The sequence below is a fragment of the Campylobacter canadensis genome, assembly GCF_013177655.1.
Lineage (GTDB): Bacteria > Campylobacterota > Campylobacteria > Campylobacterales > Campylobacteraceae > Campylobacter_E > Campylobacter_E canadensis.
Genome location: NZ_CP035946.1, coordinates 1072822 through 1090708, shown reverse-complemented (window position 1 = coordinate 1090708; position 17887 = coordinate 1072822). Strand labels below are relative to the sequence as shown.

The following is a 17887-nucleotide window of genomic DNA, read 5'->3' as shown; positions in this document are numbered from 1 at the left end:
TTATTGCCTTATTAAATCATAATTTGATGGGATTTGATATTTAAATATATTATCATCTAATTTTAAATTATTACTTTGATTTGTAAAAGTAATTACAACTTTATTTTCTAATTCATCATTGTAAGTAATTGTTTTTAATAAATTATTTTCAAAATTTAAATAAAAATTGGTATTTTGATATTGTGCTATATAATTATTTTCATCAACTTTTTGTGCAAGTTTTAAAATTTTTTTAATATCAATTTGCTCTTTTTGAATTACAACTTGCTCTAAATCATCATCAATTACAACAACTTCATTTTCATTTACATAAATTCTTTTATTTTCATCGTTAAAATATTGCCATAAACTTAACTTATCTTTCATATAAATTTTCCCTTTATAGCTAATTTTTTGATTATTATTATAAATATTTTGTTCAAAATCAGCGCTAAAGCTATTTATATTTATACTTGCAAAAAGACAATTTGCTAATAAAAAAAGTGTTAAAAATATTTTATGTAACATTCTTTTTTCCTTTCATTTATTTTAAGAATTATAATTATAAAAAAAACTTTAAATAAAAAGGTAAAAAAATGTTTAAAACTTTAGCACAAAAAATTATTGGAACTCGTAATGATAGATTGTTAAAGGTGTATCAAAAAAGAGTTAAGCAAATTAATTTATTAGAAGAACATTATAAAAAATTAAGTGATGATGAAATTAAAAGCGAATTTAATACCTTACAAGATAAAGTAAGCAAAAATGAAAAGAGTTTAGATGATGTTTTAAATGATGTTTTTGCTATTGTAAGAGAGGTTGGAAGCAGAAAATTAAATATGCGTCATTATGATGTTCAATTAATTGGTGGTATGGTGCTAAATGATGGTTGTATTGCAGAGATGAAAACAGGCGAGGGTAAAACCCTTGTTGCTACTTTAGCAGTTGTTTTAAATGCTATGAGTAAAAAAGGCGTTCATGTTGTTACTACTAACGACTATCTAGCACAAAGAGATGCTAATGAAATGAAAGCAATTTACGAATTTTTAGGCTTTAGTGTTGGAGTTTTAGTACAAGGCAATAATGCTTTAAGAAAAGAAATTTATGCTTGCGATATCGTTTATGGAACAAATAGTGAATTTGGCTTTGATTATTTGCGTGATAATATGTGCTTTAGTGCTGAAGATAAAATGCAAAGAGAGCATAATTTTGTAATTGTTGATGAGGTTGATAGTATTTTAATTGATGAAGCAAGAACACCTTTAATAATAAGCGGTCCAACTAATAGAACTCTTGATGGCTATATTAAAGCAAATAAAGTTGCTCAAGCTTTACAAAGAGGTGTTGCTAGTGAAAATCCTAAAGAAAAACCAAGTGGAGATTTTGTTGTAGATGAAAAAAACCGCTCAATTATTTTAACTGAAAGTGGAATTTCAAAGGCAGAAAAATTATTTGAAGTTGATAATTTATATAGTATGGATAATGCTATTTTAGCACATCAATTAGACCAAGCATTAAAAGCAAATAATTTATTTGAAAAAGATGTGCATTATGTTTTAAGAAATAATGAGGTAATGATTGTTGATGAATTTACTGGTCGTGTTAGTGAAGGTCGTCGTTTTTCAGAAGGTTTGCACCAAGCATTAGAAGCAAAAGAAGGGGTAAAAATTCAAGAAGAAAGTCAAACACTGGCTGATATTACATATCAAAATTATTTTAGAATGTATTCTAAGCTTTCAGGTATGACAGGTACTGCACAAACTGAAGCTAGTGAATTTTCACAAATTTATAATTTAGAAGTTATATCAATCCCTACTAATGTACCTGTAATTAGAAAAGATTTAGATGATTTAATTTATAAAACCCAAGATGAAAAATTTAAAGCAGTTGTAAATTTAATTACACAATTACATAAAAAAGGACAACCGGTTTTAGTAGGTACGGCAAGTATTGAAAAAAGCGAATTATTGCATAGTTATTTAGTTAAGGCAAAAATTCCGCACAGTGTTTTAAATGCAAAAAACCACGCTCACGAAGCAGAAATAATAAAAGATGCAGGTAAAAAAGGTGCGGTAACAATCGCTACAAATATGGCAGGTCGTGGGGTTGATATTAAAATAAGTGACGAGATAAGAGAGCTTGGAGGTTTATACATAATAGGCACTGAAAGGCATGAAAGTAGAAGAATTGATAATCAATTAAGAGGTAGAAGCGGAAGACAAGGAGACCCAGGCACTAGCCGCTTTTATCTTTCATTAGAAGATAATCTTTTAAGAATTTTTGGTGGAGATAGATTAAAAGCAATTTTTACTAGATTAAAAATTGCTGAAGGTGAAAGTATAGAAAGTCCTTTAGTTACAAGAGCGGTTGCTAATGCTCAAAAAAAGGTTGAGAATTTACATTTTGAAAGCAGAAAGCATATTTTAGAATATGATGATGTTGCAAATGAGCAAAGAAAAACAATTTATAAATATAGAAATGAATTATTAGATGTAAATTATGATATTAGCCAAAAGGTTGAGCAAAATATAAACGAATATACCCAAAGTTTATTTGAAGAGTATCAAGATTATAATACTTTAAGTGAGTTTTTGAATTCAGAATTTAAAATTGGTGTTGATATTGAATTATTGCAGAATATGCAAGATAATGAAAAATTAACCTTACTTTGCTCAAGTATTAATAAATTTATTGATGATAAATTTAAAGATGCACTTGAGAATAAAGAAAATATTCAAAAATTTATATATTTACAAGTTTTAGACCATGTTTGGAGAGAGCATTTGTATCAAATGGATATTTTAAAAACTGGTATTGGTTTGCGTGGTTATAATCAAAAAGACCCATTAGTAGAATATAAAAAAGAAAGTTATAATTTATTTTTAGAACTAGTTCAAAGAATAAAGATTGAAAGTATTAAGATTTTATTAATGGCAAAAATAGCCAACAAAGAAGAAGAACAACAAGAGTTAAAAAGTGTTGAAGAAAATTCATCAGCAAAAAAACAATTAAGAAATGATTTATGTGCTTGTGGTAGCGGTAAAAAATACAAAAATTGTTGTGGAGTTAGTGGTCCAAAGCAGGGGATTTTTGCGTAAATAATAAAGGGGGATAGTAATGGCTATATTTAAGTCGATTGCAAATTGTATAAAGTTTATAAATAATTATTTTTAAGACCTTTTTGTTGCTTATAATACTTGTTTTATTTTTTAGCTTTAATTCTAGTAAGGGTGCTGCTAATTTAGCACAAATAGAGTTAAAAGGTACTATTTTAGATAGTATGAAATTAGTTGAGCAGATTAATGAAGTAAAAGATGATGATAATATTAAGGGTGTTTTATTTTTTATTGATTCTCCAGGCGGTGCCTTTGCTCCTAGTATGGAAATTTCTTTAGCTATTAAAGAGCTAGGCGATAAAAAACCTGTAATTGTATATGCAGGTTCAACCCTTGCAAGTGGTTCATATTTAAGCGCAATTTATGCTAATAAAATTATTGCAAATCCAGCTAGTTTTGTTGGCTCAATTGGTGTTATTATGCAAGGTTTTAATGTATCTTCTTTAGCACAAAAAATAGGAATTAGCGAACAAACAATTAGTGCAGGTGCGTATAAACAAGCAGGTACAATGCTAAGAGAGTGGAGTATTGATGAAAAAGAATATTTACAAGATTTAATAAATCAAAGTTATGATTTATTTACTAGTCTAGTTGCAAAAGCAAGAAAATTAGATTTAGATAAAAAAGAAGATTGGGCGAATGCTAAGGTTTTTCTTGCTGATAAAGCTATGCAGCTTGGCTTGATTGATGAGGTAGCAAATATTTCTAAAGCAAAAAAAGAGCTAGAAGAATTGACTCAAATTAGCAAGCCTGTTTATAAAACTTTTGATGATGATATGGGTTTTATATCTTCATTAAGTAAAAATAGTGCTTTGTTTTTAAATAAGCTTATGCTTGATTTTATAACTTTAAATTCAAGTGCTAAATAATGCTTGTACTTTGTGATAGTTTAAAAGGTTCTTTAAGTTCAATTAAAGCAAATGAAATTATATGCAAAAATGCAGATAAACTCGGAATAAAAAATACTTCATTTGCTTTTAGCGACGGCGGAGAAGGCTTTTTAGATAGCATAGAAACAATTTTGCAAAATTCCAAAAGAATTTATTTAAAAACACATAATGCATTAGCAAATCGTTATATTAATCCAAGTTATTTATTATATAAAAATAAGGCTTTTATAGAAATAGCTAGTTTTGTTGGTTTAGCAGAGCTTAGCAAAGATGAACAAAATCCTATGAATACAAGTACTCAAGAATTATCATTAGCTTTTAAAGATGCTTTAAGCAGGGGCGTTAAAAAATTTATAATTGGCTTAGGTGGCTCTAGCACTAATGATGCTGGGCTTGGTTTTTTAAGTAAGATGGGTTTTGAGTTTTTTAATAATGATAAAAAAATTGATTTTCTTTGCGGAAGAGAATTAAATAATATAACTCATTTTAAATATAGCAATGACTACTCTAAGTGCAAAATAACATTAGCTTGTGATGTACTTAATAAACTTTATGGAAAAAACGGGGCTGCTTATATTTTTGCTGGGCAAAAGGGTGCAAATACTGATGAGATATATAAACTTGATTGTGGTCTTAAAAATGTAGCAAATATCATTAACAGCAAGAAAGAATTTTGTAATTCATCAGGTGCAGCTGGTGGAATTGCTTATGCTTTTATGAGTTTTTTTGATACTAAGGTTTTAAGCGGTTTTTCTTATATTGCAAAATTAATTGCATTGGAAGAAAAAATTCGTACTTGTAATTATATAATTAGTGCTGAAGGTTGCTATGATGAGCAAAGTACAATGGGTAAGCTTTTAGGTAGATTAAGTCTTTTGTGCAATAAATATAACAAAGAATTAATTATTTTTTGTGGTGAAAATAAAAGTAAGAATAAAGATAACATATATGCACTAAATGAGTATTTTTCTGTAGATAAAAATGAATTAATGTTAAATGCTGCTTATTATCTTGATGAATTGTCTATGCAGGTTTTAAAAAATAAAATTAGTAAAAATAACTAAAATTTATATATTTAAAATAATTTTTTATATTGTAATTTTCAAGAAATTAGCAAAAAAATATATAAAAAATGATAAATTACTTACTATTAAAACAATAAATAGTGAAATTCAACCTAGAGAAGAAAGATACTAGCAAAAAAAGAGGTGGAGCAGCAACGGCGGACTAGAAAATATCAAGGATGGCACTTTGGGCGTTGTAAGATTTGGCTTTACTTTGCAAAAAAAGAATTTTAACACAGAATACGGCTTAGTAATAAAAGAATAAAACTCAATTTAAAAGCATAACAAGAGAAAATACTAGCAAAACAGAATTAGCACAAGCGAAGAAATATCACAATCAAGTAAAAGATCTAAAACAACAATTCAGTTACAAGATATGGTAGATAAGGTGAAAATGCAAAAATATAGATAATGATAATATTATCAAAACTAAATCTAATGCGATTAATAATAATATTTATAATCTAAAAAAACAAATGAATATACGATAAATGATTTTTAGCATACTTTATCACTTTATATTGAAAAACATAATATTTATAATGAACGTGCAAAAAAAAGAAATTAAAAGTATTAAAATTGTATGATTATTAGATAATATAAAATTAAGTAATAAAGAAAATAAGAAGTTATAGTAATTTGTTTTAAGATAAAAATTAGAGTTTTATAAATTTTTTTAATAAAGAATAGCTTATTAATGGAATTGGGCTTAGTTTAAACTTAGCTTTAATTAAAATAGAATAAGCAAGGAATTATGGGGTGCTTTTAGTAATATTAGTCCTAATAGGTAGGCTTAACTAACTTAAAAACAAATAGTAATTTAACTGCTAATAAATATTTAGCAGGGTTTAGTGATTATTTTAGTATAGGCTTTATATCAAAAATCTTTTAGTATAGGTGGTGTAAGAGTAAAAGCAAAATTTAATACTTGCAAGGTAAAGCTATAAAAGCCACAAAGCAGCTGCATTGCTTGTAAAAAACTTTGATAGAATAGACAATATAAGAAGTCCTTATAAATCAGTTCTGATTTTATTAGCTGTTAAAGAAGGGGTAAATAAGTTTTGAAAAATATTATTGTGAGTTAGCATATTATGCTTTATTTGGTAATATTAATGAGTATTTAAGAAATCACGGCGTTTTATATGATAAAGATAATAAAACTTGGAATTTATCTATTGCATTTGGTATAACACAAAAAACATTAGACTATTCAAAACAAAATCAAGCTTTAAAATTTTTTAGATTATGAAAGCTTGTCATCGCTTAAATTATTTAATGAAATTAAAGAATTTTAGATATTAGTAATTTTAATGGCGTAAATATTGATAATCTAAAAGCTTTAAAAAACAATTACAAACATAAAGTAAAACATTCTTAATTATAATTTATTTAAGTTTTAAAAATATTTTCTTACATATATTTTAAAAAGATTTTAAAATAATTTTATGACCTATTTAGTGAGTTTTGCAAAGATTTTTAAAAAAAATATTTTACAAAATATAAAACAAGAACTTATATTTTATATTATTTTTGTGTAAAAAGCTAAAAGAAAATATAAAATCATTTTTAAAATAATTATCACAAAGTACAGTGATAATTATTTTTGCATAAGATAATTTACAAAATCACCCATCGTATAATGTGCTGTTTTTTGATTTATCAACCATTTTGCAATTTTAATAGCTCCAATTGCAAAAATTGCTCTAGAATTTGCATTGTGTATTAATTGCACACTTTCATCGTTTGAATAAAAACCAACATTATGATATCCAGCAACATTACCGCCTCTTAAACTAGCCATACCTATTTCATTTTTATTTCTTTTTTCTGTTCTATTAAACACTAAATTTACCTGCTCATTTCTTGCTTTGCTTAAATATGTTTTAGCTGTATTTGCAAGAGTTAAAGCAGTTCCACTAGGAGCATCTACTTTTTGATTATGGTGCATTTCTAGTATTTCTACATCAAAATCTTTTAACATAGTAGCTGCTTTTTTTACTAATTCGTTTAAAAGTGCAACTCCTAAAGAAGTATTACTTGAATAAAAAAAACTAGCATTGTAATTTTTTGCTAATTCAAAATACTCTTTATTTAAACCAGTTGTACCAACTAATAAAATAGGCTTTTTTTCTAAAAGACTAGCTTTCATTAATAGTTGTTTTGATGCTACTGGGGTTGAAAAGTCTATTATTAAATCTGCTTGAAAAAGTTTATCAAAATTATTATTTTTACTTGTAAATTCGTAAATTAAATTGATTTTTTCATCATTTTTTGCAAGGGCAACAAGTTCTTTGCCCATCTTGCCACTTGCACCATAAATTGCTAATTTCATTATAGTAAAGAGTTGATTTTATCAGCAAGAGCTTGTTTTGCTTGTGCGCCAATAGCTGTATCAACTAATTGTCCATCTTTGAAGAATAAAATTGTTGGAACAGAGCGAATACCAAATTCGGTTGCTAAATCAGGCTCTTCATCAATATTAACCTTTGCTATTAATGCCTTTCCTTCAAATTCATTTGATAATTCATCAATTGCAGGTGCTAACATTCTGCAAGGTCCGCACCAAGGTGCCCAAAAATCTACTAAAGCTACTCCGCTTTTAGCAAGTTCAATTGTTTCTTTTGTTAATTCTTTTGCCATAATTGTCTCCTTAATTTTTATGAACTGCAATTATTCTAAACTTAGGTTAATATACGCTTATTTTTTTTAAAATAATTAAAAAAATAATCTAATAATAAAAATTATTAAATAAAAATATTTTAAGCCTAAAGATTTTTAGGCTTAAGAATTTAATTTAAAGATGAAAGTTCTTTATTTATTTCTTCAAGTTTATTTTTTGCTTCATTTAAAGCATTTTGATTTTGTTCTACAAGGTTTTTAGGAGCTTTTGCAATAAAATTTGGATTTAGCATATTTTGTAATTTATTAATTTCGTTTTCAAGTTTTTTTGCTTGATTGCTTAATTTTTCTTTTAAAGCATTTTTTGCATTTTCATCAATCTTAATTCCTGCTTTTAAATTATTTGATATTAAGCTTGCATATTCGCTTGGAAATTCTTGTGCAATTTTAATTTCTTTTAGTTTTACAATAAAGCAAATCAGCTTTAAATAATCTATGTCTAAATCAATGTTGATTAGAGCTTGAGCGTTTTTGTCTGTTATATTTGCGCTTTTTTTAATTGACCTAAATACATTTATTGCTTCTATTACTTTTTCATATTCTAAAATATGTTCTTTTTGGCTTGGGCTTAAATCTTTTTGTAGTGGATATTGCTCAATCATAATAGAGCCATCTTTTTTAATATCACTACCTTGTAGTTTATGAAATAAATATTCGCTTATAAAAGGCATAAAAGGGTTTAACAATCTCATAGCGCTTAAAAATACACTAGCAATCTCTTTTAAGCTATTTGTATCAAATTTGCAGTGTTCAATACCAATATCGCAAAATTCGTCCCATAAAAATTTATAAATACTCATACTTGCATCATTAAATCTATATTCAGCTAAATATTGTCTAACTTCATTTACGCAAAGATTAAATTTAGCGTTCATATAAAGTCCAAGCTTTGTTTTAAATTCGCTAAGTTCTTTATAATTTTTATCTTTTAATAGTAGAAAATTAGCAGCGTTGTATAATTTATTCGTAAAATTACGCACTAAAATCATTCTTTCTTCGCTCATTCTAATATCACGACCTTGAACAGCAAGTAAGCATAAAGTAAATCTTAAAATATCAGCACTATAAGTATCAATCATTACAAGCGGGTCAATTACATTGCCTTTGCTCTTACTCATTTTATCGCCATTTTCATCTTTTACAAGAGCGTGTAAATATATATCTTTAAAAGGTAGCTCATTTAATTCATTATCGCTTTGAAATAGCATTCTACATACCCAGAAAAATAAAATATCAAAGCCAGTAATCAATAATGAATTTGGGTAAAAATCTTTTATATCACTTTCTTGATATAAAATTCCTTTTTTATAATCATTATTATTTAATCCAAGCGTACTAAATGCCCATAAACCAGAACTAAACCAAGTATCAAGCACATCTTCATCTTGTTTAATATTTTTACTTAAACATTTAGGGCATTGACTTACTTCTTCTACGCTAGCAATGCAGTTGCCGCATTCGCAATAATAAACAGGTATTTGATGCCCCCACCAAAGCTGTCTTGAAATACACCAAGGGCGTAAATCTTTCATCCAAGCATTAAAACTATTTATCCAGTGTGCAGGATAAAATTTACATTCATTATTATTTACCTTAGTAATTACACTATCAGCAATTTTTGTACTTACAAACCATTGTTTTGAAATATAAGGCTCAACAATGTTTTTACAACGATAACATTTGCCTACTTGATTTACATAATCTTGTATTTTTTCTATATAGCCAAGTTCTTGTAATTTTTCAATTATAATTTGCCTTGCTTGTAATCTTTCAAGACCAGCAAATTCAGCACATTTATCATTTAAAATACCTTTTTCATCAAAGATAGTTATAAAATCTAAATTATGTCTTAAACCAACTTCGTAATCGTTTATATCGTGAGCGGGAGTAACCTTTACAACCCCACTACCAAAAGAACTATCAACATAGCTATCAGCAATAATTTTTATTTCTTTATTTAAAATAGGCAATAAAACACTTTTACCGATATAATTTTTATATCTTTCATCTTCAGGATTTACCATTAAAGCACTATCGCCAAAATATGTTTCAGGTCTAGTTGTTGCTACAACTAAATATTCTTTACTATCTTTTAGGTAATATCTTAAATAATATAATTTTGATTTGTTTTCTTCATATTCAACTTCAATATCGCTTAATGCACCGTCTTTGGTACACCAATTTATCATTCTATTATCTTTTGTAATTAAACCTTTATCGTATAAATCAACAAAGGCCTTTTTAACAGCGTATTGTAAGCCCTCATCCATAGTAAAACGCATTCTTGAAAAAGCAGGAGTAATCCCAAGCGAATACATTTGATTAACAATAGCTCCGCCGCTTTTTTCTTTCCATTCCCATACTTTTTTAATAAATTCTTCTCTGCCTAATTCTTCTTTTTTAATCCCTTGAGCTAAAAGCTGCTTTTCAACCACATTTTGAGTAGCAATACCAGCATGGTCAAGTCCAGGTTGATATAAAACCTTATATCCATCCATTCTTTTATAACGAGTAATAACATCTTGTAAGGTAAAAGTTAATGCGTGTCCTATGTGTAAAACACCAGTTACATTTGGTGGTGGCATCATAATTGCAAAATTTTTATTTTCTTTTTGAATTTTTTTATTTGAATCTACTTCAAAATAACCTTGATTTTTGCAATATTCATAGTAATCTTTTTCAATTTCTTTTGGGTTATAAAAATCTTTTTCCATTTAATATTCCTTAAAAGTTTTACCTTTATTTTAATTTATTTTTATAAACTCTTGCATTTTTTAAAGGAGAAAATATGCAAATTGCACTAAGAGCTTTATTATTATTTATGTATTTTTTAATACTTTCTTTTGTTTTTAAGCTTGTTTTTTTATACAAAAATGATGTTTTATTTGTAAATGATAGCTTAATTTCTATTTTATCATCAATGAGATTTGATATACAAATTTATGCTTATTGCTTTAGTGTGTTTTATATTTTTGCCTTAATTAATAAATATCTTGCTAATGCTTTTTATTATGTTTTAAGCTTTGTTTGTTTAGCTATAAATCTTGCCTTTTTTGTTTATTTTAATATTTATCATCAGAATTTTGGTGTTGAGTTATTTTTATTTAAAAATGAAGAAATTTTTGCTTTAATTAAAAGCGGATTAAAATCAAATTATGGAGTTGTAAGTTCTATAATTTTATTTTTTATTTTAATGATAGTTAATATTTACATTTTAAATAGTGTAAATAAGATTAAAATTAAAACAAGTGTCTTAAAAAATATTCTTTCTTTTATTTTTTATGCTTTTTTTATGATGTTTTGCATAAATCAGCAATTTTCTTTTAAGGCTGATTTTATTCAAAGAAGAATTATCGCTAGTGAAAATGAAATTGTAAATATAAGTGTTTTTGGGCATTTTATTGGTTTTATTAACGCAATAGAACAAATAAGAAAGCAAACAAATATTGATTGGGATAGTTTTAAGCTTGATAGTCCTAAAAAAGTTGCTTGCGAATTTTTTAATATAAATCCTTGTACAGGTAAAATTGATTTAAAAAAATATTTACATAAAGTAAAACAAGATGATGAATATTTTAAAGCACAAAAGATTTATTATATTATTAGCGAAAGCTTAAGCGATTGGGTTATGCAAGATAGATTTAATGATATTTTTACTGATATTCATACTCTTGCAAAAGAAGGTGCTTACATTAGTGCTTTACATAATGCTCCTGCTACAAAGCAATCTCTTGAAGTACAAATATTAAATACTTATAACACAACAGATGATACAGCAGCAAAATATGCAAAAATAAAAAAGCACTTTTTTTCATTAAACGATAATTTAAAAAATTTACATTTAAGCTCAGCCTTTTTTATGGGTGGGCATGATAACTGGGGAAATATTGCTAATTTAACTAGATTAAGTAATTTTAATGCCAATTTTTATGCACCGCAAATTAGAGCAGTATTTAAAGATGATAGTATTAATAGCGAGTGGGGAGTTTTTGATGATGTTTTATTTAAATATGTAGCGTTAAAAGATTATGATTTTAATGTAATTATGAGTACTACAAATCATCCTACTTATAATTTAGAATTTCAAAAAAGAAAGCTTTTTTCCTTACCATTTGAAAAAGCAGAAAAGCTAAGCAAAAAATATAAAAATGAATTACTAACAATTTATTGGTATCAAAAGGTTTTAGTTGATTTTATAAAAGAGCAAAGTAATAAATACCCAGATGCTTTATTTGTAATTACGGGCGATCATTATGGAAGATACAATATTGATGATAGCCTTGATTTAAAAATAACTCATACAGTACCAATTATAATGTATTCAAAAAATCATAAAATATATCCAATATGTAAAATCACAAAGCATATTGATATTGGTGCAAGTATTATAAATCTTATTGCACCTAAAAATTATGAATATTATTCATTTGGCATACCTTGTTTTTCACTAAAAGAACAAGATGTAAAAAGTTATGAGCAAATTGGCTTTAATGCTAGTTTTAAAAACGATAAATTTATAAATGATGAACTAAGGCAAAAACAAGCACAGGCTTTATCTTGGTATTTGATTTTTAAAGGAAATATTATTGAGTAATTTAAACAACGAGCAATTAGCAGCAGTAAATGCTAATTTAGGACATAATCTAATAATAGCAAGCGCAGGAACGGGCAAAACTAGCACAATAGTTGCAAGGATTGAAAAATTATTAAACGATGGTGCAAAAGCAAGTGAAATTATGCTTTTAACCTTTACAAACAAAGCTGCAACAGAAATGATAGAAAGACTTAGCAAAAAATTAGGTTCTAGTGCTATTAAGGGTATTAAAAGTGGTACTTTTCACTCAATTAGTCTAGACTATTTAAAAAAGCATAAAAAAGTCGTACTAAAAAGAAGTAAAGAGTTAAGATGGCTTTTAAAAAGTATTTATGATAAGTATCCAAAAAGAGATGATTTGTATGATTATTCATATCTTGCAGATATTTATTCAATGTATAATAATACTTGTCTTGATATGAATTTTTATGATTGGTTTAAACAAAATTATGAAGCACACTCGCATAATGCAAAATTTTATACAAATATTTTAAGTGAATTTGAAGAGCAAAAAAATACACACAATTTTTATGATTTTGATGATTTATTGCTAAAGGCAAAGGATTTTTTTAAAAACGAATTTAAAGATGAATTCGTTGAGGTCTTAGTAGATGAATATCAAGATACAAATAATTTACAAAGTTCAATTTTAGATTGTATTAAAAAAAAATCTTTATTTTGTGTAGGAGATTATGACCAAAGTATTTATGCTTTTAACGGTGCAAATATTGAAATAATTGCAAGTTTTAAAAGAAGATATGAAAATGCTAAAATTTATTCACTTAATAAAAATTACCGCTCAACTCAAAGAATTTTAGATTTTGCAAATCGTGTAATTTGTAATAATGAAAGATTGTATCCTAAGCAATTAGTAGTTACAAGAACCCAAGAAAGCAAAGCGATTTTACTAAATCAATTTGAATTTAGCAAAGAGCAATACAGCTTTGTAGCAGAGCAAATATCAAATACTCTTTTAGAAAATCCAAAAGAACAAATTGCAGTAATTTATAGAAATAATTCAAGCGGAGATGAGATTGAAAGGGTTTTAAAACAAAACCTAATTAAGTGTATTAGAAAGGGCGGTAATTCTTTTTATGATTTAAAAGAAATAGCAAGTTTAATTAATCTTGCAGCCTTGTGTGCAAATAAATCAGATATTTTAAGTTTTATTGATATCCTTCAACAAAGTAAAGGCGTTGGTGCGGTTAGGGTTAATATTATTTATCAAGCTTTTTTAGAGCTTGGCAATGGCTCTTTATTAAAAGGCATTTTAAATCCAATTAAAAAAAGCGAATATAATTTTTTAAAGAAAAAAGATTTTAAGCTAGGTTTATTTGCAAAAACATTAAAAGAAGATGAGCAAAAAAGTTATGAAGACTTAGTAAAAAGTGATTTTAAACACAATCCTGTATTGTTGCTTGATGAGTTAAATGATGAAAATATTTTATTTTTAGAACAATTATATTTATTTTTAAAAGATAATCAAAACATAAATTCTCCATATCTTTTACTAAAAAATACTTTTTTCTCAAAGATTTTTACAATGATAATTGACAATATTGCGGTAAAAAGAGCCTATATTGGCACGAAATTTTCTCCAAGTTTAAAAGAAGAAAAAATAAATTCAATCAAAAAAAATTGCTCATATATTTTAGAAGATGCAAAAAATTATGATAATAATGCAGATTTTTTTGAAAAAACCCTTTTAAATACAGAATTTAAAAACCAAAAAGGCGTACAGCTTTTAACCGTGCATGCAAGTAAAGGTTTAGAATTTAATGTAGTTTATTTAATAGATTTAGCTCAAGGAAAATTCCCAAATATTAAATTAAGTAAAAATGCAGGTGGTATTGAAGAAGAAAGAAGGTTATTTTATGTTGCTTTAACAAGGGCAAAAAATGAACTAATATTAACTTGGGCAAAAAAAGATAACGAAAATGATAAAGAATTAATTCGTTCAATTTTTATTGATGAAGGTATGAAAATATAAATATTATTTAAAATTAATTTATTTAATATTTATATATCTTAAGTTAATTTTTTTTAATACAAAATATTTGATTTTTTTGAAAAAATAACATATAATACTAGCTTATCTTTTTATTTTCAAAGGAGAAAAAAATGAAAAAATTATCAGTTATCTTAGGTGCTTGTTTATTTTCTACTTCACTTTTTGGCGCTGATGCAAATAGTGAAATTGAAAATCTTAAAAAGCAAGTTTCAAGCTTACAAAAAAGCATAGATGAATTAGAACAAAGAGCAGATGAAAACGAATTCACTTCAGCTTTAGATAAGATTAATTTTGGATTAGAATTTTCAACTTCAGTTACAAATACAAACTACAATTTAGCAGGTCACAAATATCATGCAAACAATAAATGGATGAGTGAATTATTTTTAAATATGAACGCTCAAATTAATGATAAAACTAAATTTTATGGTCGTTTATCAATAGCTAAAAACTGGTCTCAAATGGGTTGGGGTTTAAGTGGTTCTCATCCATTAGAACTTGATGCAGGTAGAAATACAAGAACAAGTGGTCCTGTAGTTTATTTAAGCAGAGCTTATCTTGATTATGCAATCACTCCTGAATTAATTGCAACTATCGGTAGACAACCAGGTACAGATGGTCCAGGAAGCAATTTAAGAAACAATGCTTTAAGACAATCAACTTATCCAGCATTAATGCTAAATGTTTTAGGAGATGCTTTAGTATTAACTTATAAACCAGATGTATTAAGCGATTATGATTTTGCAGCAAGACTTGCTTATGGTAAGGTTTATCAATGGGATAACGAAGGAAAAGTAAAAGATTGGATGGGCGATCAAGAAGATGTAGATTCTAATTTATATTATGCTGAAGTAGAAGGAAAAATCCCTGCTTTAGGCGATAACTTAATGATTTTTAACGTAGCTCACTTAACTGATTTTTCTTTACCATTACCAGTTCTTGGTGTAAAAAATTTAGGCGATTTAAGCTTATATAATTTACATTTTGAGCAAAATAAAGCATTTGGAAGTGATTTTAATTACTTTATTTCTTTAGGATACTCAAAAGGTAGCAACTCAAATCACAAAAATATAGATGTAACTCCAATTCTTAAAGCTCAAGCAGCAGCTCAAGCGGCAGCAGGTATGTCATCAAACGGAAAAGCAGCGGCAGCAACTACTCAGCCAGCAGCGATTGCAGCAGTTCAAGAGATGTTTAAAATAAATGAAAAGAATGGATATTCAGTTCATGTAGGTGCTAGATACGACTTTACTCAAAGCTTTAAATTTGGTTATGAATTCTTTTGGGGTAGCAAATACTGGTACACAATGTCTCGCCCAAGCATAAACGACCCACTAAATATGAGAATGACAAGAGGTATGGCTCATGATATTTATGGTATTTATCAGCTTGATAGAAATCAATTCTTACGCCTAAGCTATACTCATGTAGATAATAAATTCTCAAATTCAGCTACACCAATTGGCGGCAGTGTTAAACTAAAAGATAAAAATAAAGCAGACAGCTTTATGCTAATGTATAACGTAAAATTATAATAAGGAGTAAAGTATGAAAAAAGTAATATTTTTAAGTTTATTAGCATTACCAATCTTAGCTGATGATTGTGCAGGTTTAATGAGTAAATATGAAGCTCCAGAGCCTGAATCAAAAACAATGAAACAAATTGAACGCTGGGTAGAAAAAAAGGTAAGCGATGCAAATGAAGCTACTGTGTTAAAAGAATGTATGATAGCAAGAGCAGCTGATAATCCAAATCAAGTTCAAGTAGCTGGTAAGTAAAACTTATGAAAACAAATTTTAAAAGCTTAAGTATATGCTCTAAGTTAAACTTAAGCTTTAATACTATGGCGGTGCTAGTTTTAATAATAGCACTAGCCTTTTTTGCATTTAAATATACATTTTCACAGTTAGTAAAACAAGAAGAACAAGGCGTTGTTAAAGTTAAAGCAGGCTTTAATGATATTACAAAACTATCTAAACAGGCTCAAGAAGTTTTAGCAAGTGTTAGTAAAACATTTGAAGAAACAGATAATTCAATGAGTGAAAATGAAAATCTAATTGAGCAATTTGAATTTATTGGGAATGTTAATTCTAATTTAATTAAACTTTTACTTAATCCAAGCAATGATAATTTACGCTCTTTAACTATAAACACAATTCGTAGTTGGAATCAAAGTTTTGTTCAAAAAGATGAAGAGTTAAAAAAATATTCTGCAAAAATAGAACACGCAATATCAAGTGATGAAACAAGAACAATGTGTGTAGAATTGCAAGGAGTGTTTGAAAATATTTATGCAGATTTAATTGATAGAAATTATGATAATTCAGAAAAACTATCAAAATCGTTAAAACAATCAAGTGAATATTTTACAAATCTAGCAGCATCATTTACAAAAAATTCGGAATCTTTAAATTCAGTAACAGCTGATTTAAATCTTTTAGATGAAATGAGAAATGCAGCTAATGTTAAATCAAATATAATTTTAGGCTTTTTAATTTTAACCTTAATAGTTACTGTAGTTGTAGTATTTGTGATATTTTATATTCTTAAAGATTTTAAAGAAGACTCACAAAGTATAGTAAATTATCTTCAAACAGGTATGAAGAATAAAAACAATAGATTAAAATTAGAGCGTGGGGAAAAAGATGAATTATTAATTATTTCTAAGTTTATAAATTCTTTTGTTGATAAAATGCAAGAAATTATAAATATTGCTGGATTTACTAGCGAAGAAATTGTAAATTTAAGTGAATATTTAAAGAATTTAGAAAATCAAATTCATAGTATTAATGAAAAAACAGCAAGTAATGTAAGTGTTGGTAATCAAATTGTTATTAGTCTTGATGATAATGCAAAATCAGCACATACTTCAAAAGATAAAATTACAGAAAGTAAAAATTATCTTTTTGATACCTCAAAAACTATTTACACTTTATTAGAAGAATTAAATAACAGTGTGCAAAGTCAAACAATTTTACATTCTCAAATTGAGAATTTACAGCAAAGCGTAAGTCAGATTAAAGATGTATTAAATACTATTAATGAAATTGCAGACCAAACAAATCTATTAGCCTTAAATGCAGCTATTGAAGCAGCTAGAGCAGGAGAAAATGGTAGAGGCTTTGCAGTTGTTGCTGATGAAGTTAGAAAACTAGCTGAAAATACTCAAGGCAGTTTAGGAGATATTGAAGCAAGTATTAAAGGTATTATGGATAATTTAACTCAAATTGGCTCATCGCTTAAAGATAATGCTAGTATTTTAACACATCTAGCAGAAAATGGTAGCAAATCACAAAGTAGCTTAAACACAACGCAAAATTATGTAGATGAAGTTGTGGATAATATTGAAGACCAAAATAACCGCTCAAATACAATCACAGAGCAAACAAAAGGAATTATTTTATCTATGAATTCAATTAATGACTTATTAAAAGAATCTTCAAAAATAGTACAAATTGTAGCAGAGCGTTCAATTAAGCTAAAAGAAAACGATGAAGCTTTAAATCAAATTATTAAAAACTAAGCATTATTGCTTGGTTTTTAATTTTCTAAA

At 26.8% G+C, this 17887-nt stretch carries 11 protein-coding genes and 1 pseudogene; 8 read left to right on the top strand and 4 right to left on the bottom strand.

Going from position 1 to position 17887, the window contains the following annotated elements:
- Window positions 1–507 carry a LolA-like outer membrane lipoprotein chaperone gene (lolA, locus tag CCANL266_RS05205; RefSeq protein ID WP_172232387.1) on the bottom strand — a complete coding sequence of 169 codons (507 nt, stop codon included), beginning with the start codon at window positions 505–507 and terminating at the stop codon, window positions 1–3.
- Between the two features lie 68 nt (window positions 508–575).
- Here lolA and secA point away from each other — a divergent pair, with 68 nt between their 5' ends.
- The 3 genes and pseudogenes from secA to CCANL266_RS05190 all read left to right on the top strand — a co-directional run bounded on the left by secA (window position 576) and on the right by CCANL266_RS05190 (window position 5049).
- On the top strand, window positions 576–3077 hold the full coding sequence (secA, locus tag CCANL266_RS05200; protein WP_172232384.1) for a preprotein translocase subunit SecA: 2502 nt from the start codon (window positions 576–578) through the stop codon (window positions 3075–3077).
- A gap of 19 nt (window positions 3078–3096) precedes the next feature.
- Window positions 3097–3964: pseudogene (gene sppA, locus CCANL266_RS05195) on the top strand (signal peptide peptidase SppA).
- Window positions 3964–5049, top strand: a complete 1086-nt coding sequence (locus CCANL266_RS05190) for a glycerate kinase family protein (RefSeq protein WP_172232381.1) — start codon at window positions 3964–3966, stop codon at window positions 5047–5049. Before sppA ends, CCANL266_RS05190 begins: the two are co-directional and overlap by 1 nt.
- 1597 nt (window positions 5050–6646) lie before the next feature.
- On the opposite strand, the gene dapB is transcribed toward CCANL266_RS05190, so the two are convergent.
- The 3 genes from dapB to CCANL266_RS05175 form a co-directional block, all read right to left on the bottom strand.
- Window positions 6647–7381, bottom strand: a complete 735-nt coding sequence (gene dapB / locus CCANL266_RS05185) for a 4-hydroxy-tetrahydrodipicolinate reductase (protein WP_172232378.1) — start codon at window positions 7379–7381, stop codon at window positions 6647–6649.
- On the bottom strand, window positions 7381–7689 hold the full coding sequence (gene trxA, locus CCANL266_RS05180; RefSeq protein WP_172232375.1) for a thioredoxin: 309 nt from the start codon (window positions 7687–7689) through the stop codon (window positions 7381–7383). Before trxA ends, dapB begins: the two co-directional genes overlap by 1 nt.
- 149 nt (window positions 7690–7838) lie before the next feature.
- A complete protein-coding gene (locus CCANL266_RS05175; protein WP_172232372.1) occupies window positions 7839–10442 on the bottom strand; it encodes a valine--tRNA ligase in 2604 nt (867 codons plus the stop codon).
- Between the two features lie 74 nt (window positions 10443–10516).
- Between CCANL266_RS05175 and CCANL266_RS05170 the strand changes: the two genes are divergently transcribed.
- From CCANL266_RS05170 to CCANL266_RS09670, 5 genes are all read left to right on the top strand, one after another.
- Window positions 10517–12322: an LTA synthase family protein gene (locus CCANL266_RS05170; protein WP_172232369.1), complete on the top strand. Its 1806-nt coding sequence runs from the start codon at window positions 10517–10519 to the stop codon at window positions 12320–12322.
- Entirely contained in the window at window positions 12315–14312 is a 1998-nt protein-coding gene (locus CCANL266_RS05165; RefSeq protein WP_172232366.1) for an ATP-dependent helicase, read from the top strand. Before CCANL266_RS05170 ends, CCANL266_RS05165 begins: the two co-directional genes overlap by 8 nt.
- 131 nt (window positions 14313–14443) lie before the next feature.
- The gene (locus tag CCANL266_RS05160; protein WP_172232363.1) at window positions 14444–15868 is read left to right on the top strand and encodes a DUF3373 family protein; all 1425 of its coding nucleotides are present in this window, start codon (window positions 14444–14446) and stop codon (window positions 15866–15868) included.
- A 13-nt stretch (window positions 15869–15881) separates the two neighbouring features.
- Window positions 15882–16112: a hypothetical protein gene (locus CCANL266_RS05155; RefSeq protein WP_172232360.1), complete on the top strand. Its 231-nt coding sequence runs from the start codon at window positions 15882–15884 to the stop codon at window positions 16110–16112.
- Window positions 16113–16117: 5 nt separating this feature from the next.
- Window positions 16118–17857, top strand: a complete 1740-nt coding sequence (locus tag CCANL266_RS09670) for a methyl-accepting chemotaxis protein (RefSeq protein ID WP_172232357.1) — start codon at window positions 16118–16120, stop codon at window positions 17855–17857.
- Window positions 17858–17887: the final 30 nt, after the last annotated feature.

Excerpts from the sequence above, each read along its gene's own strand:
- CCANL266_RS09670 (WP_172232357.1), top strand. The coding sequence starts at position 16,118 with ATGAAAACAAATTTTAAAAGCTTAAGTATATGCTCTAAGTTAAACTTA.
- CCANL266_RS05175 (WP_172232372.1), bottom strand. The coding sequence starts at position 10,442 with ATGGAAAAAGATTTTTATAACCCAAAAGAAATTGAAAAAGATTACTAT.
- CCANL266_RS05170 (WP_172232369.1), top strand. The coding sequence starts at position 10,517 with ATGCAAATTGCACTAAGAGCTTTATTATTATTTATGTATTTTTTAATA.
- secA (WP_172232384.1), top strand. The coding sequence starts at position 576 with ATGTTTAAAACTTTAGCACAAAAAATTATTGGAACTCGTAATGATAGA.
- CCANL266_RS05190 (WP_172232381.1), top strand. The coding sequence starts at position 3,964 with ATGCTTGTACTTTGTGATAGTTTAAAAGGTTCTTTAAGTTCAATTAAA.
- lolA (WP_172232387.1), bottom strand. The coding sequence starts at position 507 with ATGTTACATAAAATATTTTTAACACTTTTTTTATTAGCAAATTGTCTT.
- dapB (WP_172232378.1), bottom strand. The coding sequence starts at position 7,381 with ATGAAATTAGCAATTTATGGTGCAAGTGGCAAGATGGGCAAAGAACTT.
- trxA (WP_172232375.1), bottom strand. The coding sequence starts at position 7,689 with ATGGCAAAAGAATTAACAAAAGAAACAATTGAACTTGCTAAAAGCGGA.
- CCANL266_RS05155 (WP_172232360.1), top strand. The coding sequence starts at position 15,882 with ATGAAAAAAGTAATATTTTTAAGTTTATTAGCATTACCAATCTTAGCT.
- CCANL266_RS05160 (WP_172232363.1), top strand. The coding sequence starts at position 14,444 with ATGAAAAAATTATCAGTTATCTTAGGTGCTTGTTTATTTTCTACTTCA.